This is a genomic window from Flavobacterium inviolabile, from assembly GCF_013389455.1.
GTDB classification, from domain to species: Bacteria; Bacteroidota; Bacteroidia; order Flavobacteriales; family Flavobacteriaceae; genus Flavobacterium; species Flavobacterium inviolabile.
Map to the genome: position 1 here is coordinate 790,586 of NZ_CP058278.1, position 26,508 is coordinate 817,093.

The 26,508-nt window shown below is 36.4% G+C and carries 23 protein-coding genes and 1 tRNA gene; 17 read left to right on the forward strand and 7 right to left on the reverse strand.

What is annotated here, in order from left to right:
- Positions 1-14 precede the first annotated feature (14 nt).
- The gene (locus HW120_RS03680; RefSeq protein WP_246297028.1) at positions 15-704 is read left to right on the forward strand and encodes a head GIN domain-containing protein; all 690 of its coding nucleotides are present in this window, start codon (positions 15-17) and stop codon (positions 702-704) included.
- A gap of 16 nt (positions 705-720) precedes the next feature.
- Here HW120_RS03680 and HW120_RS03685 read toward each other — a convergent pair whose 3' ends face one another.
- On the reverse strand, positions 721-2,466 hold the full coding sequence (locus HW120_RS03685; protein ID WP_177730926.1) for a transcriptional regulator: 1,746 nt from the start codon (positions 2,464-2,466) through the stop codon (positions 721-723).
- Positions 2,467-2,647: 181 nt separating this feature from the next.
- Here HW120_RS03685 and HW120_RS03690 point away from each other — a divergent pair, with 181 nt between their 5' ends.
- Both HW120_RS03690 and HW120_RS03695 read left to right on the forward strand, forming a co-directional pair.
- Positions 2,648-3,472, forward strand: coding sequence for a T9SS type A sorting domain-containing protein (locus HW120_RS03690; RefSeq protein ID WP_177730928.1), 825 nt, complete (start codon positions 2,648-2,650; stop codon positions 3,470-3,472).
- A gap of 175 nt (positions 3,473-3,647) precedes the next feature.
- The gene (locus HW120_RS03695; RefSeq protein ID WP_177730930.1) at positions 3,648-4,334 is read left to right on the forward strand and encodes a LysE family translocator; all 687 of its coding nucleotides are present in this window, start codon (positions 3,648-3,650) and stop codon (positions 4,332-4,334) included.
- 66 nt (positions 4,335-4,400) lie between these two features.
- Here HW120_RS03695 and HW120_RS03700 read toward each other — a convergent pair.
- Positions 4,401-4,471 (reverse strand) — tRNA-Cys (locus HW120_RS03700).
- A 102-nt stretch (positions 4,472-4,573) separates the two neighbouring features.
- A complete protein-coding gene (gene folB, locus HW120_RS03705; RefSeq protein ID WP_177730932.1) occupies positions 4,574-4,933 on the reverse strand; it encodes a dihydroneopterin aldolase in 360 nt (119 codons plus the stop codon).
- Between the two features lie 138 nt (positions 4,934-5,071).
- Here folB and HW120_RS03710 point away from each other — a divergent pair, with 138 nt between their 5' ends.
- The 5 genes from HW120_RS03710 (at position 5,072) to HW120_RS03730 (ending at position 8,879) form a co-directional block, all read left to right on the forward strand.
- Positions 5,072-6,757, forward strand: coding sequence for a glutamine--tRNA ligase/YqeY domain fusion protein (locus HW120_RS03710; RefSeq protein WP_177730934.1), 1,686 nt, complete (start codon positions 5,072-5,074; stop codon positions 6,755-6,757).
- Between the two features lie 4 nt (positions 6,758-6,761).
- A complete protein-coding gene (locus tag HW120_RS03715) occupies positions 6,762-7,673 on the forward strand; it encodes a sterol desaturase family protein (RefSeq protein ID WP_177730936.1) in 912 nt (303 codons plus the stop codon).
- Between the two features lie 280 nt (positions 7,674-7,953).
- Complete coding sequence (locus HW120_RS03720; RefSeq protein ID WP_177730938.1) at positions 7,954-8,283, forward strand: YtxH domain-containing protein; 330 nt, start codon at positions 7,954-7,956, stop codon at positions 8,281-8,283.
- Positions 8,284-8,289: 6 nt separating this feature from the next.
- The gene (locus HW120_RS03725) at positions 8,290-8,640 is read left to right on the forward strand and encodes a phage holin family protein (RefSeq protein WP_177730940.1); all 351 of its coding nucleotides are present in this window, start codon (positions 8,290-8,292) and stop codon (positions 8,638-8,640) included.
- A 2-nt stretch (positions 8,641-8,642) separates the two neighbouring features.
- A complete protein-coding gene (locus HW120_RS03730; protein WP_177730942.1) occupies positions 8,643-8,879 on the forward strand; it encodes a DUF6327 family protein in 237 nt (78 codons plus the stop codon).
- A gap of 37 nt (positions 8,880-8,916) precedes the next feature.
- On the opposite strand, the gene HW120_RS03735 is transcribed toward HW120_RS03730, so the two are convergent.
- Positions 8,917-9,879, reverse strand: coding sequence for an SPFH domain-containing protein (locus HW120_RS03735; protein WP_177730944.1), 963 nt, complete (start codon positions 9,877-9,879; stop codon positions 8,917-8,919).
- An 83-nt stretch (positions 9,880-9,962) separates the two neighbouring features.
- Positions 9,963-11,474 carry a glutamate--tRNA ligase gene (gltX, locus tag HW120_RS03740; RefSeq protein WP_177730946.1) on the reverse strand — a complete coding sequence of 504 codons (1,512 nt, stop codon included), beginning with the start codon at positions 11,472-11,474 and terminating at the stop codon, positions 9,963-9,965.
- An 878-nt stretch (positions 11,475-12,352) separates the two neighbouring features.
- Between gltX and HW120_RS03745 the strand changes: the two genes are divergently transcribed.
- The 6 genes from HW120_RS03745 to HW120_RS03770 all read left to right on the forward strand — a co-directional run bounded on the left by HW120_RS03745 (position 12,353) and on the right by HW120_RS03770 (position 22,274).
- Positions 12,353-15,676: a DUF4175 family protein gene (locus HW120_RS03745; RefSeq protein ID WP_177730948.1), complete on the forward strand. Its 3,324-nt coding sequence runs from the start codon at positions 12,353-12,355 to the stop codon at positions 15,674-15,676.
- Positions 15,669-16,088, forward strand: a complete 420-nt coding sequence (ybeY, locus tag HW120_RS03750; RefSeq protein ID WP_177730958.1) for an rRNA maturation RNase YbeY — start codon at positions 15,669-15,671, stop codon at positions 16,086-16,088. The genes HW120_RS03745 and ybeY overlap by 8 nt, the downstream gene beginning before the upstream one ends.
- 112 nt (positions 16,089-16,200) lie before the next feature.
- Entirely contained in the window at positions 16,201-18,078 is a 1,878-nt protein-coding gene (mnmG, locus tag HW120_RS03755) for a tRNA uridine-5-carboxymethylaminomethyl(34) synthesis enzyme MnmG (protein ID WP_177730960.1), read from the forward strand.
- A 161-nt stretch (positions 18,079-18,239) separates the two neighbouring features.
- Positions 18,240-19,088, forward strand: coding sequence for a class I SAM-dependent methyltransferase (locus tag HW120_RS03760; RefSeq protein ID WP_177730962.1), 849 nt, complete (start codon positions 18,240-18,242; stop codon positions 19,086-19,088).
- A gap of 261 nt (positions 19,089-19,349) precedes the next feature.
- Complete coding sequence (locus tag HW120_RS03765; RefSeq protein ID WP_177730964.1) at positions 19,350-19,919, forward strand: OmpH family outer membrane protein; 570 nt, start codon at positions 19,350-19,352, stop codon at positions 19,917-19,919.
- Between the two features lie 87 nt (positions 19,920-20,006).
- Positions 20,007-22,274, forward strand: coding sequence for a helix-turn-helix domain-containing protein (locus tag HW120_RS03770; RefSeq protein WP_177730966.1), 2,268 nt, complete (start codon positions 20,007-20,009; stop codon positions 22,272-22,274).
- Between the two features lie 50 nt (positions 22,275-22,324).
- Here the strand turns inward: HW120_RS03770 and HW120_RS03775 are convergent, their stop codons facing one another.
- Positions 22,325-22,711: a DoxX family membrane protein gene (locus tag HW120_RS03775; RefSeq protein ID WP_177730968.1), complete on the reverse strand. Its 387-nt coding sequence runs from the start codon at positions 22,709-22,711 to the stop codon at positions 22,325-22,327.
- 5 nt (positions 22,712-22,716) lie between these two features.
- Positions 22,717-23,865 (reverse strand): DNA polymerase III subunit, encoded by a 1,149-nt coding sequence (locus tag HW120_RS03780; protein WP_177730970.1) that lies wholly within the window; start codon positions 23,863-23,865, stop codon positions 22,717-22,719.
- Between the two features lie 130 nt (positions 23,866-23,995).
- On the opposite strand from HW120_RS03780, the gene HW120_RS03785 reads away from it, so the two are divergent.
- From HW120_RS03785 to HW120_RS03795, 3 genes are read left to right on the forward strand one after another with little or no spacing between them, the layout of a single operon-like run.
- Entirely contained in the window at positions 23,996-25,051 is a 1,056-nt protein-coding gene (locus HW120_RS03785; protein ID WP_177730972.1) for a sensor histidine kinase, read from the forward strand.
- On the forward strand, positions 25,048-25,746 hold the full coding sequence (locus HW120_RS03790; RefSeq protein WP_177730974.1) for a LytR/AlgR family response regulator transcription factor: 699 nt from the start codon (positions 25,048-25,050) through the stop codon (positions 25,744-25,746). Before HW120_RS03785 ends, HW120_RS03790 begins: the two co-directional genes overlap by 4 nt.
- The gene (locus tag HW120_RS03795; protein ID WP_177730976.1) at positions 25,743-26,426 is read left to right on the forward strand and encodes a pirin family protein; all 684 of its coding nucleotides are present in this window, start codon (positions 25,743-25,745) and stop codon (positions 26,424-26,426) included. Before HW120_RS03790 ends, HW120_RS03795 begins: the two co-directional genes overlap by 4 nt.
- Positions 26,427-26,508 lie beyond the last annotated feature (82 nt).

The window sequence follows — 26,508 nt, forward strand, 5'->3', positions numbered from 1 at the left end:
AAAATGTAATTCTTATGATAAAAACAAATCTGAAAAACAATTTCATGCTGGTAGCATTGCTTATTGTCGCGCAATTGGGTTTTGCCCAGGTAAATAAAAATGTTGGTGATTTTACAACCGTAAAAGTATTCGATAAAATTTCAGCGCAATTGGTTCCTTCATCAGAAAGCAAAATTGAGATTAAAGGGGAAGGCGCCGAAAAAGTGGAAGTGGTGAACAAAAACGGGGATTTGAAAATCCGTATGCCACTGGATAAATTCCTGAAAGGTGAAGATATAACCGTTATTATACATTTCAAAAATATTGAAAGCATTGAAGCCAGTGAAGGTGCTTATGTTTCCAGTGAAGCAACCCTGAAAGGTGTTGACTTTACCGTAAATGCCAACAAAGGCGGACAGATAAAGGTGATCCTTGATGTTAAAAAAGCCGGTGTTCGTGCTACAACAGGTGGTGTTGTAAAATTGAGCGGTAAGGCACAAAATCAGGATATTGTGATTAATTCCGGAGGTATTGTAAATGCTAAAACTTTTGAAACATCTCAAACTACTGTTGCGGTAAACGCCGGTGGTGAAGCAGATGTTTTTGCAACGGATCTGGTGGATGCCAAAACCAGAGCAGGCGGGGATATCACCGTTTACGGAAATCCTAAAAAAGTAAATCAAAAAACTTTTGCCGGAGGAAGCATTGATATCATCAAAAAATAATAAACCGCGTTACCGCTTAAAAAGACAGGCTCTGTATATGAGCGTTTAGATCTTCATCAATGAGTTCTAATTTCTTTTTTAAGCGGTAACGTCCTTTTTTAACGCTCTCTGCCGATATACCAAGAATGGACGCTACTTCAAAAGAATCTAAATTCAGTTTGATCAGCAATAGCATCCGCAATTCACCAGGAGTTAAGTTATTGTGCTTTTTTCGGATATGCGGTATAAATCCCGGGTAAACCTTGTCAAAGTATTCCTTGAACAAAAACCAGTCTTCCTCTGTTAAGATTTTCATTTTGCTTAATTCTCCGATATTTCTGGAATGGATTGCATCGTCATGGTCTACATTAAAACTATTCAGTTTCTGTTCCAATTCATTAATAATTTCCGATTTTGTAAGCAGTTTATCTGTGAAATTATCCAGCGCTTTTCGTTTTAGTTCCATTTCTATTTTAAGCCGTTCGATTTCCGATTCGTGAAGCTTCTTATCCACAAGGAACAGTTCTTGATTCTTACGGCTTCTAAAAACGAAATAAGCAACAGCAATCGATCCCGTTATAATTAAAAATAAAATCGTAACCACATACATCCAGCGTTGGTTTTGGGCAAGCTGTTTGTCTTTTTGAAGCAGTTTTATCTTTTCTTCTTTTTGTTTGGTTTCATATTTGGTCGAAACATCCTGAATTGCTTTTTCTTTTTGAATATTAAACAGCGTATCCTTTGTTTTGCTATACTTCATATAGTACACCAAAGCTTCTTTATAATTCCCTTTAATTCTTTCTAGTTTGGACAACTGTTGTAATGAGATTCTGGATTCATTCTGCATTTTTTTAGATTGTGCAATTTTATAAGCCAACTCATATTTTGCTAGGGCGCCATCAATATTATTCTTTTCCTTTAAACAATGTGCGATATTATGCATTATCGTAATAGGTACTTCCTTGTTATTGCCTCCCGAAAGAAAGAGTTTTTCTGAAGTATAGAGATATTCCAAAGCCAGATCCCAATTTTTCAGACCCATATAGGCAATTGCGATATTATTGTTGGATTCAGCCTGTCCGGATATATCCTTTAATTTTTTCCTTAATTCCAGCGAATGTTTTGCCAGTTGGACAGATGCTTCAAATTTATCATCCTGAAATAACATTACCGCTTTAGCAGATTCAAAATAAGCAAGATTCAAACTGTCTTTTACCTTTGCAAAATAAGCAAGAGCCTTGTCGCCATATAATTCCGATTTATTATAATCCTGATTTAGAAAAAAATTGATTCCCAAATTACCAATAGTACTGTAATACAGTCTGTTTTTATCGGTTAAATCGCTTTTTTCTAAAAAATCAAGCGCTTTATACTGAAGGTTTATGGCAGCATCAAATTTTCCCATTTTTGAAAAGGATTCCGCGGCGCCCTTTAGTCCATAATACATTTCCCTTTGTAATAGCTTTGTATTTAAACCCTGTAACGCTTTATTGAAAAACACTTGTGCCGAGTCAAATCTGGATTGATGCAGGTAAACATATCCTTTGTACAAATTAAGAACAGCTGTTTTTTCTTTAGACTCCTCAGCGGGTTCTTTTATTTCTTTTCCAAGCCGGGCATAATCCTTTTTTTTATACCATGAAAACAAAGAATCATAATACCGGTTTTCATCCGTACTGGTCGTTCTTTTATTTATTTCCAATTGCGTGGTGCTATTATTTTTCTTTTCACAAGAAATGAATACTACCATAAGAAGTAGCCCCATGGCTTTTAAATGTTTCACGTATAATGTTTTGTTTTTAAAAAGTATTCCTGTTTTTGAATTAAATCAAAATGCGAAATAAATCTTTTTATAATTATCCCAGGCTCCTAAAAATGGGATGTCCTCTTTTTTGTCCACCGCAAATATGGTGATTATAATCTTTTCAAAAATAGATTTGTAAAAAACTAAAAACCTATATTGAATGAAGAAAATTACTTTATTATTACTGTTAACTTCCTTTACTTTTTCTTTTGCGCAAACAGCAAGTCCAAGTCCTTATTGTGCTTCTAATTATTCCAATGAGCCTTTTGCTTTACCCGATTATTTTATAACATCAGTTGTTTTGAAAAACGCAACATTAATTACTAAAAATGTCCAAAGTGCAGCTCCAAACTATCAATTTTACAATACTGTTGCCGCACAGGATCTGCCTAAAAATTCCCAGGCAAACATTACTATCAACTTTAACGGATCAACTATGCATTATATTGATGCCTGGATTGATTACAACAAAAACAATGCATTTGATACAGGAGAAAGTATTGGTTATTATGACCGGATAAACGATCCTAATATGAACATGAATGTGACCAGTAAAACATTTTCTTTTACAGTACCGGCAAGTGCACAAAACGGTACAACAAGATTGAGAGTAAGAGTAGTGGAAGATGACGATGTGTTTTTTTCAAATCCTGCATTGCCGGTAACTATTTGCCAGCAATATGCCAATGGGGAAACATTAGATTTTAATGTAACAATATCCAATGCTTTGAGTACTGAATCTTTTGATAAAAATACTCTTTCCGTTTTTCCGAATCCGGTTTCAGACTTGTTAACAATCACTAATGATAACGCTGCTATTGACATGGTTTCCATTTCAAACGCATTAGGGCAAACGAAAACGGTTAAAACTGCCATTACAGATAAATCCGTTATCGTAGATTGCTCGAATCTTTCTTCTGGAATATATTTTTTAAGCGTTCAATCCGAAGGGAAAGTATTCACTCAAAAAGTGGTTAAGAACTAGATTTATTACTTGTTGACTCTTTTTAACCCACAGATCCTACAGGATTGTGGGTTTTTTGGCGTTAAATAGCATCAAAATAGCATAACTAAAGAGAAAAATCATTTTTTCATCTATCTTTGTAAGATACCTATTTCTTAATAGGTTTTTTTTTATAATTCACCTTAAAACCCTTTCAATGATTGATGATATTCTTACCGGTATTCCGTTAGGATTCTTTTTAAGTTTCATGATTGGACCCGTATTCTTTGTTCTTCTGGAAACCAGTATCACTAAAGGGTTTCGTGCCGCTATGTCTTTTGATGTGGGGGTAATTCTGGGAGACATTGTTTTTATTGCTATTGCATATTTTAGTAGTGTCCGCTTAATCCAGAGTATCAAAGATGATCCGGCATTATTTCTTTTCGGGGGCATCCTGATGTTTACTTATGGTATGATTACTTTCTTTAAACTGCGAAGAAAAAGTAAAACCATAGATGAAGATGAGGAAGTGGTTGAATTGATTAAAAAAGATTACCTGAGCCTCTTTCTAAAAGGCTTTTTATTAAACTTTATTAATATTGGCGTACTTGGTTTTTGGCTGGCTATCATTATTACTTTCGGGCCAAAACTGGACATGGAAGCCGGCAGAATGCTTACTTTTTTTAGTGCTGTAATCGGTTCTTATTTTATTACCGATATCGGTAAAATCATGCTGGCAAAACAATTGCGCAAAAAATTAACACCAACGAACATTATCCGGGTTAAAAAATTCAGCAGTGTTTTATTAATGGTCTTCGGGATGGTTTTAATGATTCAGGGATGGTTTCCTAAAGAAAAAGAGTTTGTAAAAAATACCTTAGAAAAAATAGAAGAAAAAAAGTAAGTCTTTTATACATCCAAACGATATAAAAACAAAAAAAGCTGTCAGAAGACAGCTTTTTTAATTCTGAGGCATCGAGCGGATTCGAACCGCTGTAGACGGTTTTGCAGACCGCTGCCTAGCCACTCGGCCACGATGCCAGTGTTATTGGTGGGCAAACTTACTAAAATATTTTTAATTCCAAATCCTAAATTGATAATTTATTCGGTATATTTTGTAATTCGCTCGTTATCAATAATATTTTAACTTCTGTATTCTTCCATTTGTATCGTTACGGCTTCCACATCGCCACCAATAGGCGGATTTAGCTTGGAAACGGCTACAATTATTCTGGAAACAGCAGGAATTTCTTTAAAAATTCTTACAATAATACGCTTCGTAACATGTTCTAATAATTTCGAACGGATAGCCATTTCTTCACGAACGATACGGTTTAAATGAACATAATCAACGGTGTCTTCCAACTCATCTGTTTCCGATGATTTTCTTAAATCTGTTTTTATTTCTAAATCAACACTATAATCAGAACCTATTTTACTTTCTTCTACCAAACAACCGTGAAAAGAAAATGTTCTGATGTTTTTCAGCTTAATAATTCCCATTTTAAATGTATTCAATTATTGGTTATTCCTTCAATGGATAAAAGTACAACTTTTTGGAACGTATTCGTTGAATAAGCATTCAAAGAAATGAGTTTATAATGAACATTTTTGGTAACTTTGCCTTTCTAATTTTATTTTATGTCAACAAAAGAAAAATCATTAAATTTTATCGAACAAATCATTGAGGAAGATTTAAAAAATGGTTTATCTCAAGATAAATTACGTTTCCGTTTCCCGCCAGAACCTAATGGTTATTTACACATTGGGCATGCCAGTTCAATTTGTTTAAACTTTGGACTTGGATTAGATTATCAGGCGCCTGTAAACCTGCGTTTTGATGATACCAATCCGGCTAAGGAAGAGCAGGAATATGTAGATGCTATTAAAAGAGACGTACAATGGTTAGGATATGAATGGGCGCATGAATGCTATGCTTCCGATTATTTCCAGCAGTTGTATGACTGGACAGTTGCCCTAATTAAAAAAGGAAAAGCTTACGTTGACAGTCAGACTTCTGAAGAAATGGCGAAACAAAAAGGAACACCTACACAACCTGGTGTGGACAGTCCTTACCGAAATCGTTCCATTGAAGAAAATCTGGATTTATTCGAACGTATGAAAAATGGTGAGTTTGAAGAAGGAACACATATTTTGAGAGCCAAAATAGATATGACCGCGACCAATATGCTGATGCGTGATCCTATCATGTACCGAATCTTACACAAACACCACCACAGAACCGGTGATAAATGGTGTATTTATCCAATGTATGACTGGGCACACGGCGAAAGTGATTATCTGGAGCAGATTTCCCATTCTTTCTGTACACTGGAATTTTTACCTCACAGAGAATTATACGATTGGTTTTTAGACCAGATTATCGATACTAATTTAACACGTCCTAAACAACGTGAGTTTGCACGCCGGAACCTTTCCCATACTGTTGTTAGTAAACGTAAGTTATTACAATTGGTTCAGGACGGGCATGTTACCGGATGGGACGATCCGAGAATGTCAACCATTTCAGGAATGAGAAGACGCGGTTATACACCGGCTGCTATCCGCAATTTTGCCGATACCATTGGTATTGCCAAACGCGACAACCTGATTGACGTTTCCTTACTGGAATTCTGTGTTCGTGAAGATTTAAACAAAACAACTCCGCGTGTCATGGCTGTTTTAGATCCGGTTAAACTGGTAATTACCAATTATCCGGAAGGAAAAGAAGAATGGCTGGAAGCAGAAAATAATCCGGAAGAAGAAGTTATGACCTATAGAACGGTTCCTTTTTCTAAAGAATTATATATTGAAAGAGAAGACTTTCTGGAAGAAGCAAACAGTAAATTCTTCCGTCTTACTCTTGGAAAAGAGGTTCGTCTGAAAAATGCTTACATTATTAAAGGCGAAAGCGTAGTAAAAGACGCTGAAGGAAATATAACAGAAATTCACGCTACTTATGATGAAGAGAGTAGAAGTGGCAGCGGTACAGAAGCCAGCAAAAGAAAAGTAAAAGGTACTATTCACTGGGTGTCCGTTTCACATGCTATTCCGGCAGAAATAAGAATCTATGACCGTTTGTTTTCACATGAAAACCCGGATGGAAACAAAGAGATTGATTTTAAAGAATTTTTAAACCCTAATTCATTAGAGGTGATTACCGGATATTTGGAACCAAGCCTGAAAACAGCTGTTGACGGGGATCGTTTCCAATTCCAACGCTTAGGATATTTCTGTGTCGATAAAGAAAGTACTGCTGAAAAGTTAGTATTTAACAAAACCGTAGGCCTGCGGGATACATGGGCAAAATTAGAAAGTAAAGAATAAAATCATGTTGGATCAGTTTTTAGGTGAACAAGGTGTTGCTAACGTTTATTTGTACTCAGCACCTTTACACATTATTATCATATTGTTTGAAATGTTTTATAGTCGTTCTCACAAAAAGAAATTCTATGAAACAAAAGATACCTTAACGAATATTTACATGGCTTGTTTGAACTACGGTTTGGACATTATCATGAAAGCCTTTGCGATAGGGGTGATGTTTTTTTTCTATCAGCACCGCATTTTTGATTTGGAATTTAACAGTATCTGGTACTGGATTGGCGTATTCCTGCTGCAGGACTTTGCCTATTATGTGCACCATTACGTAGACCACCATTCAAGAATGTTCTGGGCTGTTCACGTAACACACCACAATTCAGGGTATTTTAACATTACAACAGGATTCCGATCCCCGGTTTTACAGCCGTTATACCGTTATTTATTCTTTTCACCCATAGCCTTTTTAGGTTTTGATCCGTGGCACATTATGGCCGCTTATGCAATTATCCAGATCTATGGAACCTGGGTGCATACGAAAACCGTGAAAAGCATGGGAATATTGGAATGGATATTGGTAACACCTTCTCATCACCGTGTACACCATGCTTCCAATGCAAGATACCTGGACAGAAATATGGGAATGGGCTTAATTATCTGGGACAGGATTTTCGGAACATTTGAAAAAGAAGATCCCAACTATGAAGAAGTTCGTTTTGGTTTAACTTCCGAAATAAAAGACAAAGGTCCGTTGAATATTGTTTTCCACGAATGGAAAGATATCTGGAAAGATGCTTCCCAACCGGGAATCAAATTTACCGACCGCTTAAAATATATTTTTTATCCGCCGGGTTGGTCCCATACCGGAGATTTTAAAACTTCTGCAAAATTAAGAGCCGAAGAAAAGGCAAATAGAAAATAACTATGAAAGACTCCTAAAACGGAGTCTTTTTTTATTATATAAATTATCTATGATTAATATAATTTTAATATTTAAAAACTATTAAAACCGACTTTAAATAAAAGCTTAAAATCAATTATTATTTTTCCTTAATATATTTTCTTATCTTTAAAAATATGATTCAAAATAAAGCCTCTAATTGAATTTTTGAAATAAACAAGAATTTATTAACGCCTTTTTAACGTATTAGCCGTTTTTATTTTCGTAAGTTTATAATTATTAATTTTTAAAAAGTGAGATTATGTCAAACAACGCAGGAAACACATTATTGGCACTTTTGGCTGGAGCAGCTATCGGTGCTGGAGCAGGAATACTATTCGCCCCGGATAAAGGTTCTAAAACAAGAAGAAAAATTAAAGATGGTTTCGACAGAGAAACAGATCATCTGAAAGACAAATTTAATGAAGCTACCCATAACCTTAAAAATAAATTCTCGAAAGCTAAATTTGATTTAGAATCTGAATTTGATCATTTAGTAGCCAATGTGGATAATAAAACAGAAGATGTAATTGCCACACTGGAAAGAAAACTGGAAGATTTAAAAAAACAGCACGCTAAAGCAACAAAATAGTAGGCTATGGCTTTCGAAAAATTAAAAGAAAATACCGAGCAGATTCAGGATAATGCCAAAGCATTATTGGAAAGCAACGTGGCTTACTATAAACTATGGTTTTTTAAAGTAGCCATGAAATCAACAACAATGATACTTAAAATATTCCTTTTGAGTATATTTTTGATGTTGATGGTACTTTTCTTGTCCATTGCCGGAGCTTTTGCTTTAGGAAACCTGTTGGGCAGTTATGCCCTTGGTTTTTTAATCGTTGGAATTTTATATTTAATCTTATGTATCGTTGTATATTATATCAAAGATAAAATTGTGGAAGGCCCGATTCTTGAAAAATTCTCTGAATTCTTTTTCAATGACTAATTATGGAAAAAAAGAAATATTCATCATACGATGAAATCAATCGTGAACTGGAAATATTAAAAATCCAAAAAGAGTTGGACTATCAACGGCTGGTATATGCTGTTGAAAAAACCAGGGACAATCTTACTCCCAGAATTCTTACATCCGGATTTATGGGTTCTGTAGGTTCTTTTTTCACCAGGTCGGGAACGATACAAAATCTTATTCTTAGCTTTATATTCAACAGGTTATTCAAATAAAAAAGAGGCTTTACAGCCTCTTTTCTTTTGATATTTTTTATTCTTCTTCCTGAATCGGAGTATCGTGATTTGGCCTTGCGCCGTCATCCTTTTTCTTTTTCTGAACATTTTTCATAGCTTCACCAACCTGGTTTGAAGCTGTAAATGAAGCTACCATGTTGTTAAGCATGTCACTACCGGCCTGAGGCGAATTCGGTAATAAGATCAGGTTCGAATTGGTATCGGAACCAATTGCCTGCAACGTATCATAATGCTGTGTTACCACAATTAAGGCAGAGGCTTCCTGTGAATTAATACCTACTTTATTCAACACATCCACACTTTCTACTAATCCGCGTGCAATTTCTCTACGCTGATCGGCAATACCCTGACCTTGTAAACGCTTGCTTTCCGCTTCTGCTTTAGCTTTGGCTACAATACGGATACGGCTTGCTTCTGCTTCATATTCGGCAGCAGTTTTTTCACGATCGGCAGCATTAATTCTGTTCATCGCATTTTTAACCTGAATATCCGGATCAATATCCGTGATTAGTGTATTGATAATATCATAACCGTAAGTAGTCATCGCTTCATTTAATTCGCGTTTTACAGCTACAGCAATATCATCTTTTCTTTCAAAAACATCATCTAATTTTAATTTAGGAACTTCGGCACGAACCACGTCAAATACATAAGAAGTGATCTGATCATGCGGATATTCTAATTTATAGAAAGCATCATACACTTTTTCCTGAATTACTTTAAACTGAACGGAAACTTTCATTTTAACGAACACGTTATCTTTTGTTTTCGTTTCAATAATAACATCCAATTGCTGGATTCTTAAATTCACTTTTCCTGCAATCCTGTCAATAACCGGAATTTTTAATTGTAATCCGGAATGGCGAATACTATTGAATTTCCCGAAACGCTCCACAATTGCAGACGATTGTTGCTTAACCGTAAAGAAGGAGGCTAAAAAAAGAAATACAACTATAATAATAATGGCATAACTAAACATAAGAATGTAGTTTAAAAGGTTAATTCGGTTAAGATACAAAATAATAGAAAAAAACCTCCAATAAATTGGAGGTTTCATCATATTTATAACGTACTTATTGCTTTTTGTATTCGCTGTACGGTTTCTTCTTTACCTATCATTTCCACGATATCAAACAAGTGTGGTCCTTTTAAAGCCCCTACAAGGCTCAAACGGAACGGTTGCATCACTTTGCCCATTCCTATCTCGTTTTTCGTTATCCAGTCCTTTACAATCGTTTCTATAGTAACGGAAGTAAAATCACCAATGTTTTCAATAACAGAGATTAATTCCTGCATAATAGCTCCAGTATCTTCTTTCCAGTTTTTAGCTGCTTTTTCATCATAAGCGATTGGTGCTGCAAAAAAGAAATCGGACAAATCATATAAGTCGGTTACAAACGTAGCGCGTTCTTTTACCAAAGCCACTGCTTTTTCAACATACGCTTTTTCAACAGTAATGCCTTTTTCTTTTAAAATCATATCAAACTTTTCTGCCAGTGATGCATTGTTTTCTTTTACAAGATAATGATGGTTGAACCATTTATTCTTTTCCGGATCAAATTTAGCACCGGCTTTATGAACACGGTTCAAATCGAATTTCGCTATCAGTTCCTCTAAAGAAAATAACTCCTGATCGGTTCCGTCATTCCAGCCTAATAAAGCTAAAAAGTTAATAACCGCTCCAGGGAAAAAACCTTTTTCTCTATAACCGGACGATTTCTCTCCCGAAACAGGATTTGTCCAATCCAACGGAAATACCGGGAATCCTAACTTATCGCCATCACGTTTCGAAAGCTTACCATTACCAACCGGTTTTAATATCAGCGGTAAATGTGCAAACTTAGGTGCTTCCCAGCCAAAAGCTTTGTATAACAATTCATGCAGTGGGAGAGAAGGCAGCCATTCTTCACCGCGAATCACATGTGAAGTCTCCATCAAATGGTCATCTACTATATTCGCTAAATGATACGTTGGCATACCATCACTTTTAAACAATACTTTATCGTCTAATAAATTCGTTTCAAACTTGATGTCACCACGAATGATATCGTTTAAATGCAAGGTTTCATCAACAGGCGTTTTAAAACGAATCACATACTCTTCACCGTTAGCAATACGCTCGGCAACTTTTTCTGCAGCATTGGTAAGCGAATTATCCAATTGCTCCCGAACAGTATGATTGTATATAAATGTTTTACCGGTTTCTTCTGCAGTCTTTCTCAAATGATCCAGGCTTTCGGCTGTATCAAAAGCATAATATGCCCATCCGGAATTTAATAACTGATCTGCATATTCCTTATATAAGGCCTTACGTTCACTTTGACGATAAGGTCCGAACTTTTCATTTTTACCGATAGTTTCATCCGGAGCAATACCCAACCATTCCAGTGCTTCCATAATATAAACTTCCGCTCCCGGAACAAAACGATTCTGATCGGTATCCTCTATTCTTAAATAAAAGGTACCGCCATGTTTTTTAGCAAATAAATAATTAAATAAAGCGGTTCTTACACCACCTATATGTAAAGGTCCCGTAGGACTGGGTGCAAATCGCACACGAACTGGCTTTGACATTTTTTAAAAATTTTACGCAAAGATACAATTATGCCAATTTGAATACCCAACTATTTAAAAAATTGAGCAATTAATAATGTTTATAGTATCGTTCATTTTCTGTTCATCCTATTTTAAAAGTATTTTCCGCAGGCATTCCCATTAAAAATACCTTTGTATTACAATATTGCTAACAAGTAGATAATCCTGTTGAATTAAGTGTAGTATTCTAAAAGCAGAAATTAAATTATTACAAGCATAATATGCTGAAAACCAGTTAAGTTTTAATCATTTTAACATTAAAATTGAACAATGTTAATACAACTTTACATTGTATTGATTTTCAGTTAATTATAAGTTAACATATATTGTTTATAACTTTAGATAGAAAATTATAAAAGATTTTTGGTTGTATCGAAAAAAAGACTAATCCAAAACCCGGATGAAACTACCAAATCTATTTTTAAAAATTTGCTTTGGAGTTATTAAAAGTTAGTGAGTAGTTATTAACAGAAATTAACAAGTAAACTTATTAATAATTTTAAAGTAAACTGGTTTTTCAACGATTGTTAATAACGTTTTAAAAACACTTCATTTTAAAAGAATTAACCTCAAATAACATTGTTGATAAAGCGGTATAAAATTGTATAACTCCAAAATCATCCTAAAAAAAATAAAGTTATTGCCACAATTAACAAGCTATAATAACAACAATAATTTTTTAAAATTTTAAATTTCTTTTTTTTATTATTTTAATGTTTGTTGAAAACTATCCTTTGATAATCTTTTTTCATATTCTTGGAAAAGGAACAATTGTACTGTTGTTTGATGCAATGAAATAGTTCCTTTTCGTTTCAATTAAAATTGTAATTTTATCGGTTATAAACAATTTACGGAATTTGGAAACGAAAAATTTGATATTTCAAAAGCTTGAAGACTTTATTAAAAAGTTTTATACGAATGAGTTACTGAAAGGAATTATTCTTTTCATTGGATTAGGACTGCTTTACTTTTTGTTCACGTTGCTCGTGGAACATTTTTTATGGCTTTCCCCAGTGGGAAGAACAATATTGTTCTGGCTGTTCATTACTGTTGAAATCTTCTTTTTACTGCGTTTCATTTTGTTTCCGTTGTTTAAACTTTTCAAACTGCAAAAAGGAATTGACTATTCCCAGGCTTCTGCCATTATTGGAAATCATTTTACGGAAGTAAACGATAAGCTTACTAATTTCCTGCAGCTGTCCGGTCAATCGGAACAATCGGAATTATTGGCTGCATCCATTGAGCAAAAAGCAAATACCCTGCAGCCCATTCCGTTTAGTAATGCCATTAATTTTAAAAAGAATATCAAATACCTGCCGTATGCAATAGTCCCGTTATTGTTTTTACTTTTCTTTCTGGTTTCCGGAAATACAAAACTGATCACCGAAAGTCTGGACAGGGTAGTGCACTACAAAAAAGAATACCTGCCACCGGCTCCTTTTGAATTTCAGATTGTAAACAATTCGCTGACATCAGAGCAGGGACAGGATTTTATCTTACAGGTAAAAACTGTTGGTACTAAAATTCCGGAGAATGCCATGATTGCCCTGGGTAATGAAAGCTATTATCTGGAAAGTGTAAAACCCGGAGTTTTTCAATATCGTTTTGAGAAAACCAATAAGAATATCGACTTCCGGCTGATAGCCAACGAAGTAACTTCAAAAACCTATGAATTAAATGTAGTTGCTGTTCCGACCATTGCTAATTTTGAAATGATTCTTACGTTTCCTGCCTACCTTGGCAAAAAAGCCGAAAGAGTACAGGGTACCGGTAATGCAGTGGTACCGGAAGGAACAACGGTTACCTGGAAAGTTAATGCGCTGGCTACAAATTCGGTAGCCTGGAAAAGTGCAAACGAAGCAAATGAACTCAATGTTACAGACAATACCTTTAGTTTATCGAAAAGAATTAATCAAAATACAGAATACCAGATACTTACTTCAAACAAAAAGGTAAAAAACCATGAAAAGTTGCAATACCAGATTACAACTATCAAAGATCAGTTTCCTACTATATCCGTACAATCGGCACCGGATACTTTAAAACTGAAAAAGAATGTTGTTTTAGGTCAGGTATCAGATGATTACGGATTAACGAAGCTGCTTGTTGTGTATTACCCTAAAAATAATCCGGCTCAGGTTTATCGTGGAACAATCCCGGTTAAAAAAGAAACGTTCGATCAGTTTGTTTACACCTTTCCGAACGGATTGAATATTCAGCCTGGTGTTGACTATGATTATTACTTTGAAATTTTTGATAACGATGCATTGCATAATTTCAAAAGTTCAAAATCTTCGGTATTTTCCCATAGAGAATTAACGGCTGATGAAAAAGAAGATATGATTTTGCAGGAACAAAACAGTAATATTAACAGCCTTGAAAAATCCATTAAAAATCAGGATAAACAATTATCGGAGTTAGACAAGCTGCAAAAATTAGGAAAGGAAAAAACAAATCTTGATTTTAAAGACCAGAAAAAAGTACAGGATTTTATTAACCGTCAGAAACAGCAGGATGAAATGATGAAAGAATTTTCTAAGAAATTGGAAGATAACCTGCAGCAATTTAATCCGGAGAAAAAAGATGAATTCAAGGACGAGCTTATGAAACGTCTGGAGAAAAATGAAAAAGAGCTCGAAAAAAATGAAAAACTTTTAAAAGAATTAGAAGACTTAACAAACAAATTAAAAGAAGAAGAACTGTTTGAAAAAATAGATAAGTTCAAGCAGAACTCTAAAAATCAATCTAAAAATCTGGAGCAGCTGGTTGAGCTGACCAAAAGATTTTATGTAGAAAAGAAAGCCGAACAGCTGGCCGGTAAACTGGATAAACTCAGTGAGGAACAAAACAAACTATCCGATAGTAAAGACAACAACCAGAAAGATCAGAATAAGATCAATTCTGAGTTTGATAAATTACAGGAAGAATTAAGAGAACTGGAAAAACAAAATGAAGATTTAAAAGCTCCGATGGATATTCCTTCCGACAAGCAGGAAGAGAAAGACATCAAGGAAGATATGAAAAATGCTTCAGATGAATTGCAAAAGCAAAACCAGTCCAAGGCAAAACCGAAACAAAAATCAGCTGCACAGAAAATGCAGAAGATGGCGAAAAAAATGCAGTCTTCCATGGAATCCGGCGAAATGGAACAAATGGAAGAAGATGCTAAAATGCTGCGACAAATTTTAGATAACCTTCTGGCATTTTCTTTTTCTCAGGAAGATCTGATGAAGAATTTCAAATCATCCGGCGACAGAAGTTTAGGCTTTAATAAGCTGTTAAAAAAACAGCAGGATTTAAAATTACAGTTCAAACATGTTGATGACAGTTTGTTTGCATTGTCATTACGGAACCCGAAGATCACCGATCTTATCACGAATGAAGTGGGCAACGTACATTACAATGTTGACAAATCCCTCACAAGCTTTACCGATAACAACATTGGAAAAGGAGTGTCGCATCAGCAATACACGATCACAGCTTCTAACAAACTGGCCGATTTTTTAAGTGACATCATGAACCAGATGCAGATGGAAATGCAAATGCAGATGTCTGGCGGTGGTAAAGGAAAACCAAAACCAGGAAAAGGAGAAGGAATGCAGTTACCGGATATCATTAAAAAACAGGAAGGCTTAAGCGAAAAAATGAAAGAGGGGATGAAAAAAGGTGAAAAGGCTGGTGACGGTAAACCGGATAAAAGCGGTAAAGATGGTAAAAGTGGCAAAGACGGACAAAAAGGAAATGATGGAGAAAACGGGCAGGATGGAGAAGGAGATGCCGGTCAGGTTTTAGAAATTTACAAAGAGCAGCAGCGTTTGCGGGAAGCTTTACAAAAAGCATTGGAGAAAGAAGGAATGGGTGGCAACGGTCAGAATGCTTTGCGTCAAATGAAAGACATCGAAAAGCAATTGCTGAACAAAGGCTTTAAAAATGAAACCTTGCAAAAGATGCTGAATTTAAAACACGAGCTTTTAAAATTAGACAATGCGATACAGCAGCAGGGAGAAGAAAACAAAAGACAGTCGCAAACCAATAAAAAGGAATTCAACAGTACTAATAACCAATTACCTGCGGCACTGAAAGAATATTTGAATAGTGTAGAGATTTTAAATAGACAAAGCTTACCTTTGCGCCCAAATTTTAATCAAAAGGTGCAAACCTATTTTAGAAAAGATGATTAGTTTTAATTACGAAACCGACTTTGAATTAGAAAACGAATCCCAATATGAAAATTGGATTTCTAATGTCATTGCATCCGAAGGAAAACATGAAGGAGAGATCAATTATATCTTTTGTAACGATGATTACCTGCATAAAATCAATGTAGAATACCTGGATCATGATACCCTTACGGACATCATTAGCTTTGATTACAGTGTAGGAAACGAATTACACGGTGATATATTCGTTTCTATTGAAAGAGTTAAAGATAATGCCTTAGATTTCAACGTTTCTTTTGATGAAGAAATCAAAAGAGTAATCATTCATGGTATACTTCACTACTGCGGTTATAAAGATAAGTCTGAAAAAGACGAGCTTTTAATGCGTGCAAAAGAAGATGAGAAAGTTGCGATGTTCCACGTGGAACGTTAAACATCTTAATTCTTTGATAAAATATAAAAGAGATTTTATCCTTCTGCGTAATTTTGCATTTGGAATATATAGAAAATTTTAAAAGAAACAGTAAAGTGTTTCACGTGGAACAATGAGTTTATTTCAAGATACATATGATGTCATTGTAGTAGGTGCCGGCCATGCCGGCTCTGAAGCTGCTGCTGCTGCTGCTAACATGGGTTCCAAAACCCTGCTGGTTACAATGAGTTTGCAAAACATTGCACAAATGTCCTGCAATCCTGCCATGGGTGGAATTGCAAAAGGACAGATCGTTCGTGAGATCGATGCATTGGGTGGTTATTCGGGAATTGTTTCCGATAAAACAGCCATCCAGTTCAAGATGCTGAACAAATCAAAAGGACCGGCAATGTGGTCGCCAAGAGTACAGTCAGACCGTATGCGTTTTGCTGAAGAATGGCGCCTGATGCTGGAACAAACCCCAAACCTTGATTTTTACCAGGAAATGATTTCCGGTTTGATCGTTGAAAATGATAAGATAGTAGGTGTGCGCACTTCGTTGGGAATCGAAATCAAATCGAAAACGGTTGTGCTTACGAATGGAACATTTCTAAATGGATTGATCCACATCGGGGAAAAACAGTTTGGTGGTGGTAGAGCAGGCGAGAGTGCTGCCTACGGTATCACGGAAGATCTGGTTAAAATGGGATTCACTTCCGGGAGAATGAAAACAGGAACACCACCACGTGTTGACGGACGTTCGCTGGATTACTCCAAAATGGAAATACAACCCGGTGATGAAAACCCTTCCAAGTTTTCCTATCTGGATATAACCAAACCATTGACACACCAAAGAGCGTGTCATATGACGTATACTTCAGAACTGGTTCACGATTTATTGCGTGAAGGTTTTGACCGTTCGCCGATGTTTAACGGTAGAATTAAAAGTTTAGGACCGCGTTATTGCCCGTCCATTGAAGATAAAATTAACCGTTTTGCCGACAAAGAACGCCACCAGTTATTCGTAGAGCCGGAAGGCTGGAATACGGTAGAAGTTTATGTGAATGGCTTTTCAACTTCCCTTCCGGAAGATGTTCAGTTTAAAGCCTTGCGTTCTGTAGCCGGATTTGAGAATGTAAAATTCTTCCGCCCGGGTTATGCGATCGAATACGATTATTTCCCGCCGACACAGTTAAAGCACACTTTGGAAACAAAATTGGTGGAAGGTTTATATTTTGCAGGACAGATCAACGGAACTACAGGATATGAAGAAGCAGCATCACAAGGTTTGATCGCCGGAATGAATGCACACTTAAAAGCACACGATCAGGATCCGTTTGTTTTAAAACGTAACGAAGCTTATATCGGAGTGTTGATTGATGACCTGATTACAAAAGGAACGGAAGAACCATACCGTATGTTTACTTCCCGTGCCGAATACAGAACGTTATTGCGCCAGGATAATGCCGATTTCCGTTTGACGCCAATGTCACACGCTGTTGGTCTGGCTTCCGACAAACGTTTGCAACGTATGGAGCAAAAAAGAAACAATTCGGAAGCGTTTGTCAATTTCTTTAAAGAAACCAGTGTAAAAGTTGCCGAGGCAAATCCTATTTTGGAAGCCAAAGGTTCTGCACCGATTTCGCAGCCGGATAAAATGTTTAAAGTATTTTCCAGACCACAATTGGATTTGGAAGATATTTTGAAGTTTGAAAAGGTTAAAGAATATGTTGAAGAAAATAATCTGGATCTGGAAGTAATCGAGCAGGCAGAGATCCAGGTAAAATATTCCGGTTATATCGAAAAAGAAAAAAATAATGCCGACAAACTAAACCGATTGGAAGATGTTCGTATTCCTGAAAATTTCGATTACGATAAAATAAAATCCCTTTCCTTTGAAGCAAGAGAAAAATTAAAGAAAATAAAACCGGCCTCTGTTTCACAGGCATCCCGAATCAGCGGTGTATCACCAAGTGATGTTTCCGTGTTATTGGTTCACATGGGAAGATAAAATAGAAGCGGTATAAAGATTGAAAAGTAACGGAAGTATAAAGTACTCAGGTTATTTTTCAATCTTTACTTTTTATGTTCCACGTGAAACTAACTTTGCGAAGGCTTGTAAACAAAGAGATTTAGCTCCAAAAACAAAATTTTTAAATTCGTTTAGCATCCATGAATTTTTCAGACAACACCATTTATATAAAAGTAAAAGACCATTCCGTTTCCAAAGAAAATTTTGAATTACTGTTGGACGAAGAGCTACAGCTTTTAAAAACCAGTCCGCAGCCCTCTTTAGAAAAATTACCGTCTTATTATGAAAGCGACGATTATATTTCGCACACAGATGGAAAACGTTCTTTGTTTGAAAAAATATATCACTTCATTAAAAGAAAAGCCATTCGCGATAAAGTGCGCTTAATAACAAGTCTGCAAAATCAAAAAGGTTCTTTATTGGATATTGGTGCCGGAACCGGCGATTTTTTATTGGAAGCAAAAAAACAGCATTGGAATACTATCGGAATTGAACCCAGCGAAAAAGCAAAAGGAATTGCAATTCAGAAAGGAATTGCATTTGCAGAAAATTTAGCCTCACTTCCGGATCATTCTTTTGATGTCATTACAATGTGGCATGTATTAGAACACGTTCCGGATTTAGAAAATCAGATCGCTGTTTTAAAAAGATTATTGAAACCAAACGGAACAATAATTATTGCTGTGCCAAATTTTAAATCTTACGATGCCAAATATTACGGAGCATACTGGGCAGCTTATGATGTGCCGCGACACCTTTGGCATTTTTCAAAAACTGCTATTGAAAAATTATTCCGGAAGCAAAATATAAAACTGGTAAAAGTTTTGCCAATGGTATTTGACAGTTTTTATGTTTCACTTTTATCCGAAAAATATAAAAACGGGAAAATGAATTTTATTAACGGTTTTTGGATAGGCTTACAGTCAAATTTAAAAGCAAAACGAAATTCGGAGTATTCTTCACACATTTATATCCTGAAAAACGAGTAAAAATTAAAATAAAAGGAAATAATAAACGTTTAGAAGCTGAAATATCCGTTTTATCGGGGAATTTTAGAAAGTGGCTTAAATCGCTTTATTTGAATCCGGTTTTTATAGCTATTTATTATTGATTATAAATTCAGCATAAAGAAATCTTATTCCTTTAAAAAAACAATAAAACGAACGGAATTTGAACTTTCCGGTGTACAACTTTGGAACTTTGATTCGAATTCTTATTTTTACAGAAAATTATAAATCATAATTCATAAAATGAAAAAATCCTTATTAATAATCGGACTTGCATTTGCAATGTTTTCTTGTAACAATGCTACACAATCATCTTCTGAACACAAAACGGCTTATGTGGATACAGCCAAATTATTAGAAGAAAACGATGAAGCAAAAGACATCGAATCGAAATACAAAACCAAATCGCAGGAAATGGGAAGAGAGTTAGAAGGAGAAGCGAAACAATTCCAAAACGATGCGGCAACTTTTCAAAGAGATGCACAGGTAAAAGGAATGGCATGGGCGCAACAAAAAAGTGCTGAATTGCAAAAAAGAGAGCAGCAACTGGGAATGAAACAACAGGCAATGTTGCAAACATTACAACAGGAAAGTGGTAAAGAAATGGATTCTTTAGTAAAAAGAATTAAAGAATATATCAAAGATTACGGTAAGAAAAACAGCTACGAATATATTTACGGAACGGGTGATGCAGCTTCCATATTGTATGCTAAAGAAGGATATGATATCACAGAAAAAGTAAGCAAAGAATTAAACGAGAAATATAAAGCCGGCGGTAAAAAAGAAGAGCCAAAAGCTGAAGAGAAAAAATAATCAAAAGCCTTCCTTGTGAAGGCTTTTTTATTGTAAATCAAATACTTATTTATAGTATCTTAGAATATTATTATAATTCTACGCCAAATGGAAAAAATTTCAAACGCCGCAGCTTATGTTTTGCGCTTTATTAACCAAACCCAGAAGTCCGTATTTTTAACGGGCAAAGCGGGTACGGGCAAAACAACCTTGCTACGCGAAATCATCAATACAACTCATAAGAACACCGTTGTAGTGGCTCCCACAGGGATTGCCGCATTAAATGCCGGTGGTGTCACGATACATTCCCTGTTTCAGCTGCCTTTTGCGGCCTTCCTTCCGGATGCGACAATCGATCCGCAGGTTTCCGAAACCACACGCTTTGAAAACCAGGTAACCCTGCGCCGCCATTTCCTGATGAGCAATGCCAAACGTGCTGTTATTCAAAACATGGAACTGCTGGTCATTGATGAAGTGAGTATGCTGCGGGCAGATGTTCTGGATGCGATGGATTTTATGCTTCGGAAAGTAAGACGCAACGAACAGGCATTTGGCGGAGTACAAGTTTTATTTATAGGAGATTTACTACAATTACCACCAGTTGTAAAAAATGAAGAATGGTCGGTGTTGCAGCGTTATTACCGTGGTAAATTCTTTTTTCATTCGCATGTGATCCAGCTGAACCCGCCGTTATACATTGAACTGGACAAAATTTTCCGGCAAACCGATTCGGATTTTATTGCCGTTTTAAACAATCTCCGCAATAACAAAGTCACGAGTGAGGATCTGGCGATACTGAATCAGTATGTAAAACCCGATTTTGATTTTAAAAAACACAAAGGTTATATTACCCTTACCACACACAATGTGAGGGCAGATACCATAAATACGGAAGCATTAAAGGATCTGGAAGGAAAAGAATATACGTTCCATCCGGAAATCGTTGGGGAATTTCCGGAAAAGATCTACCCGGTGGACCAGCTTTTAAACCTGAAAGTAGGGGCGCAGATTATGTTTGTTAAAAACGACCTCTCTTTTGAAAAGCTCTTTTTCAATGGAAAAATGGGAATAATCAAATCGCTTTCGGCTAACGAAATCTTTGTCCATTTTCCGGAAGAGAACAAAACAATAGAAGTGGAGCGCTACGAATGGAAGAACATCCGCTACTATGTGGATGAGATGACCAAGGAAATCAATGAAGAAATTCTGGGAACGTTTACCCATTATCCGATTAAGCTGGCGTGGGCCATAACGGTACACAAAAGCCAGGGATTAACCTTCGACAAAGCTGCGCTCGATGTATCGCGCGTTTTTCTGCCCGGACAAGCCTATGTTGCTCTTTCGCGTTTGCGTTCGTTAAAAGGGCTTATTTTGCTTTCTCCGATACATATGAACGGTATTTCGAACGATGCCGATGTGATGGACTATGCACAAAACAAAGCCACGGAAGAAAAACTGGAAGATTCGCTGGAAGCCGAAACCCGCTATTTTATTCATAACTACCTGAAAAACAGTTTCGATTGGAGCGACTTGGCGGCACAATGGAGTAAACACCAGCAAACCTACCTTTCCGAAACCGAAAAATCGACCAAATCGAAATCCAGAACCTGGGCACAGCAGCAATCAAAAGCGGTGCATGATTTACTGGAGCCGTCCCGGAAATTTATTGCACAGCTCAACAAACTGTTTTATGAGGAACCCATTAATCTTGAATTCATTGACGAAAGAATAAACAAAGCCTTTGACTACTTTTTTCCGAAAATGGATGCTTTGGCGTTTGATATTTTCTGGAAAATAGAAGAAATAAAACGCCAGAAAAAAGCCAAAACATTTTATGAGGAACTATCGGAGCTGGAAGAACTCCAAACCAATGCTGTCCTGCGATTGCTAAAGACAAGGCTGCTGATGAAAGCCATACTGGACAAGGAAGAAATTTCAAAAGAAAAACTGACCTCACCGTTATTACAGCGTTACAAACAGGATAAAATTGAGGTGATCAAAGAAGCCCTTCGTAAAAACCCGGTAACACTGATAGAAGACGAGGAAGATGTGCAACGGTATACTTCCAGAAAGAAAAAAGCAAAAGAACCCAAAAAATCGACCATCGAAGAAACGCTGGAACTCTGGACGCAAAACCTTTCGATACCGGAAATTGCCGGTATCCGGAAGCTTACAGTGGCAACCATTTATACCCATTTTTCAAAGCTGATCCAAATGGAAGCATTGTCCCTTTCCGACCTGCTTCCGGAAGAAAAAATCAAACAGCTGAAAAAAGCGTTCAAAGGATATAAAGGCGAAAGTCTGAACGAAATAAAAGAAAAATACGGTGATGAATTCTCCTGGGATGAACTGCGGTTGTATAAATCCAGCCTATAAAAAAAGAGCCGCTGATAAACGTCAGAGGCTCTTTTTTTTTTGGTATATTTTTATAGCCAGTAAACCGCTAAAATAGCCGGAATAAAATAAATTACAATGGTACGGGCTCCGTCATAATCCTTGGCAATTCGCTGACCGAAAAGCAAAAACAATAACGTCACACAGGAAAAAGTAGCGCCATAATGACCAAAAGTAGTGCTGCCGTTCATAACCAGCTGTGCAATTCCGATCACACACAAAGCGCCGGCGATAACTTCTAAAACTAAAATCAGCAATAGCGATTGCGGTACCTGATTTTTAATAAAGGTTTTCGAAAAATGCCCTTTCAGCCATTCTACATTTCCTTTCCAGTCCATGATTTTATCATATCCGGATTGTAAAAAAGTAATAGCCAGAAAAGCTAAAATTAAGATTCCAAAGATTTCGGTATTTGTCATGTTGTTTATTTTTTATGTATTAAACGGGTTAGTTTTATAGAAAGGTCGGTAAGGATAATCTTGGCATTTCCGTTGCGCTCAATGTGGTAAATAGCATCCGAAAGTTCCTTGAAAATATCGTGGATGTTATTGCTGTTAACAAAAGGGGCAAAATTTTCCAGTTTGAATTTTTCAACGGTCGGTTCGATATACACCAGTTTTGGAGACTGATAGTTCAGCAATAAAGCCTGGCGGAACATTTCAATACAAAAATGCAGGAACTGTTTTTGTGCCTCACGGCCAATACCGGCAATTTCCTCACTCCAGGAAATCAAATCCTGAATGGCTGCAGCATTTCCCTTGGCACGAAAAGCCGCACGAACCCATTGTACAAACCAGACTTCAAAAGGAAAATCATCTTCATTTTTGTGCAATAACTGTAAGGCCTTGTTGTAATTACCCTGTGCCTGATGCGCCAGTTTGAAAGCCGATTTTTCTTCTATTTTTTCACGTGAAACAAGGGTTTCCGCAATAACACTTTCCGGTAAACCGCTAAAATGCAATACCTGGCAACGGGATAAAATGGTTTGAAGAATATCGTCCTCATTTTCTGTGATTAGCAGGAAAACTGTTTTTTGCGGCGGTTCTTCCAACAGTTTCAGCAATTTATTTGAAGTGGCGATATTCATTTTATCGGCCATCCAGATAATCATCACTTTATAACCACCTTCATAAGATTTTAGCGACAAAGATTTTACGATTTCCTGTGCTTCGTCAACACCAATCTGTCCCTGCTTGTTTTGTATGCCAATGGATTTATACCAGTCAAACAAACCGCCGTAAGGAGTGGTGGTCACAAATTCGCGCCAGTGCTTCATAAAATTGGCACTCACCGGGTGGCTTTTCACTTCATCATTTGATGAAACCGGAAAAACAAAATGCAGATCCGGATGTGAAAAATGAGCAAACTTTAAATTGCATGCCTCATTTCCCGAATGGTTTTCACCGTCAACATTGGAACACAGTATATATTGCGCATAGGCAATTGCCATGGGTAAAGTACCTGAACCTTCGGGTCCTACAAAAAGCTGCGCATGCGGAATCCTGCCCGAATCGGCACTTTTTGTCAAATGGCTTTTAATATGAACTTGTCCTAATATTTCTGAAAATAACATAGAGCAAATATAGAATAAAACCCCAACAGTAAAAACAGGGAAAGCAATCACCGCAAAAAAACAATATTTTACCGCAATAATTTTACAGGCTAAACCAATAAGCCTATTTTTGATAGGAAACTTTTAAAAAATGAAAAGAAAGATCTCATTTTATGGTTATCATCTCTGCATCTGCATTTCATTTTTAGTGCTGCCCTATCTTTTTTCATCCCAAAACAGCATCATTAAAATACCGGATATTTTTAATAACGGACATGACAGAACCTATTTTGTGATCTATCTCGGTTTGCTGATTTTCTTTTATGTAAACTATTATTTTTTTATCCCGAAACTGTATTTTGCCGATAAGAAAACGCTGTACTTCACGCTTCTTTTTTTCTTCCTGATTGTATTACTGCTGCTGTCGCATTTTTTTGACAAACCGGAAATGGATATTTTCAACCTGGAAAGAATGCCCAAACCGGAGCCGCCATTCAAAGGAGGACCGGGACCGGAATTTCATCCGATGCACAAGGATAAGCCAAATCAGAATTTTAATACAATTTTGGTATATCTGACCGGAACCTTAATGAGCCTTTTTCTGGCAATCAACAGACGGCTTCAAACGGTTGAACGGGATAAAATGAAAGCCGAAATTTCCTTATTGAAAGCACAGATAAACCCGCATTTTCTTTTCAATACACTAAACAGTATTTATGCACTGGCAATTCGTAAAGATGACCGCACGGCAGATTCGATTGTTCAGCTTTCGGAATTAATGCGCTACATTATCCGGGATGCACATGACGATAAAATTGCCTTGGAAAAAGAGGTCAACTATATCAACAATTATATTTTATTGCAGCGTTCCCGTTTGGGAAACACGGTAACTATTGAATATGAATTAAACGGCAGCACGGCAGCGAAGCAGATAGCACCACTGATCTTGATTTCATTTATTGAAAATGCCTTTAAACATGGCGTGAATCCGGATCAGCCATCGGAAATAAAAATAAAGATTTCAATTACCGATGAAAACATTATGCTGTTCGTCAGCAATAAAAAAGTTGATTCTGTCCAAAGCGAAAAAGGAATGGGATTACAGAATACGACAGAACGGCTGGAATTGCATTATGCCGGAAAATACAATCTGGAGCTAACGGATACAGCAGCTAATTATACCATTGCACTAAATCTTGAACTATGATCAGAGCCATTGCCCTTGATGATGAACCGCCAGCCTTGGAAATTTTGCAAAGTTTCTGTAGTCAGACAAACGATATTGATTTACAGAAAACATTTACAAAATCGGAGGAAGCATTAAAGCATCTTAAAAAATATCCCACGGATTTACTATTCCTGGATATCAACATGCCGTCTATTTCAGGAATTGATTTCTTTAAAAAAATACCCCATAAAATAATGGTTGTTTTTACAACCGCATATTCCGAATTTGCCGTTGAAGGATTTACCCTCAATGCCACCGATTATCTTTTAAAGCCATTTTCGTTTTCCAGATTTCAACAGGCTGTGGAAAAAGCAAAAAATCAATTTGCTTCCGAAAATAAAAGTCAAAATACAGAACAGCAGTTTTTGTTTATAAGAGCCGATTACAGCCTGATAAAAATTCCCGTTTCGGATATTTTATTTATTGAAGGATTAGACGATTACCTGAAAATCCATATCCGGAACCAGAAAACAGTTGTGGCGCGGATGACGATGAAAAGCATATTGGAAAAATTATCTACTGATGAATTTTTCAGAGTACATCGGTCGTATATCGTTCCGATAGGCAAGATTGATAAAGTGAAAGGTAAAATCATCCATATCGGCAATGAAGAAATACCTGTTAGTGCAACGTATGAAGCTATTTTTTTTCAGGCATTAGAACATAAATCATGAGCAAGTTTTTACAGCAGCCTTCGCAAATTTACAAAGCGCCTTTTCGTGGGCATATCGAAAACAATATCCATCGCTGTCTGGCGACATTTAACTATCTTGAATATCAGGAAGACAGCCGCAAACCGTATAGAAATATTCAGCTGATTAACGATGAAACACTTGCGGCTCAGCAAAAGGTAGTGTATACCGCTCAGCAAAACCAGGATGTCCTGATTATCCCGCTGGTGGGTGCGCTCGATTGTAAAACAACAGCGGAACCGGTATTGGTAAATACCGAACAATGCTTTTTGTTTTCGGCAAATGCCGGAATGCCGTTTGAAATGGAGAACCCATACGAAAAGGAGCTGATTAATTTTATTCAGATCCGGTTTGACAATACCGGATTATACCGGGAGCCGTTATTGAAAACATTTGATTTTACGGTAAAGAACCGCTTATTTCCATTGGCAGTCACGGATAATTATGCTGTTTTTACCGGAATGTTTGCGGGCAGGGAAGAAGGAACCTATACCCCAAAGAATACCCAAAACGGAATATTTGCCTATGTTATTCACGGCGCTTTCGAATTTCAGAACCGGCTGATAGAAAGCAGGGACGGATTAGCGATTAGTGAAGCCGAAACCATTGAATTTGAAGCACTATCTGAAAATGCGATTTTATTGCTTTTTGAAACGAAATAAAAACGGCTTAAAAATCAATATTCTACAGTTTACCTCAAAATAAAAAGCGTTTACCTCATTTTTTTGGCAATAAAAGTTAGCA

Excerpts from the sequence above, each read along its gene's own strand:
- HW120_RS03680 (WP_246297028.1), top strand. The coding sequence starts at position 15 with ATGATAAAAACAAATCTGAAAAACAATTTCATGCTGGTAGCATTGCTT.
- HW120_RS03690 (WP_177730928.1), top strand. The coding sequence starts at position 2,648 with ATGAAGAAAATTACTTTATTATTACTGTTAACTTCCTTTACTTTTTCT.
- HW120_RS03695 (WP_177730930.1), top strand. The coding sequence starts at position 3,648 with ATGATTGATGATATTCTTACCGGTATTCCGTTAGGATTCTTTTTAAGT.
- folB (WP_177730932.1), bottom strand. The coding sequence starts at position 4,933 with ATGGGAATTATTAAGCTGAAAAACATCAGAACATTTTCTTTTCACGGT.
- HW120_RS03710 (WP_177730934.1), top strand. The coding sequence starts at position 5,072 with ATGTCAACAAAAGAAAAATCATTAAATTTTATCGAACAAATCATTGAG.
- HW120_RS03715 (WP_177730936.1), top strand. The coding sequence starts at position 6,762 with ATGTTGGATCAGTTTTTAGGTGAACAAGGTGTTGCTAACGTTTATTTG.
- HW120_RS03720 (WP_177730938.1), top strand. The coding sequence starts at position 7,954 with ATGTCAAACAACGCAGGAAACACATTATTGGCACTTTTGGCTGGAGCA.
- HW120_RS03725 (WP_177730940.1), top strand. The coding sequence starts at position 8,290 with ATGGCTTTCGAAAAATTAAAAGAAAATACCGAGCAGATTCAGGATAAT.
- HW120_RS03730 (WP_177730942.1), top strand. The coding sequence starts at position 8,643 with ATGGAAAAAAAGAAATATTCATCATACGATGAAATCAATCGTGAACTG.
- HW120_RS03735 (WP_177730944.1), bottom strand. The coding sequence starts at position 9,879 with ATGTTTAGTTATGCCATTATTATTATAGTTGTATTTCTTTTTTTAGCC.
- gltX (WP_177730946.1), bottom strand. The coding sequence starts at position 11,474 with ATGTCAAAGCCAGTTCGTGTGCGATTTGCACCCAGTCCTACGGGACCT.
- ybeY (WP_177730958.1), top strand. The coding sequence starts at position 15,669 with ATGATTAGTTTTAATTACGAAACCGACTTTGAATTAGAAAACGAATCC.
- mnmG (WP_177730960.1), top strand. The coding sequence starts at position 16,201 with ATGAGTTTATTTCAAGATACATATGATGTCATTGTAGTAGGTGCCGGC.
- HW120_RS03760 (WP_177730962.1), top strand. The coding sequence starts at position 18,240 with ATGAATTTTTCAGACAACACCATTTATATAAAAGTAAAAGACCATTCC.
- HW120_RS03765 (WP_177730964.1), top strand. The coding sequence starts at position 19,350 with ATGAAAAAATCCTTATTAATAATCGGACTTGCATTTGCAATGTTTTCT.
- HW120_RS03770 (WP_177730966.1), top strand. The coding sequence starts at position 20,007 with ATGGAAAAAATTTCAAACGCCGCAGCTTATGTTTTGCGCTTTATTAAC.
- HW120_RS03775 (WP_177730968.1), bottom strand. The coding sequence starts at position 22,711 with ATGACAAATACCGAAATCTTTGGAATCTTAATTTTAGCTTTTCTGGCT.
- HW120_RS03780 (WP_177730970.1), bottom strand. The coding sequence starts at position 23,865 with ATGTTATTTTCAGAAATATTAGGACAAGTTCATATTAAAAGCCATTTG.
- HW120_RS03785 (WP_177730972.1), top strand. The coding sequence starts at position 23,996 with ATGAAAAGAAAGATCTCATTTTATGGTTATCATCTCTGCATCTGCATT.
- HW120_RS03790 (WP_177730974.1), top strand. The coding sequence starts at position 25,048 with ATGATCAGAGCCATTGCCCTTGATGATGAACCGCCAGCCTTGGAAATT.
- HW120_RS03795 (WP_177730976.1), top strand. The coding sequence starts at position 25,743 with ATGAGCAAGTTTTTACAGCAGCCTTCGCAAATTTACAAAGCGCCTTTT.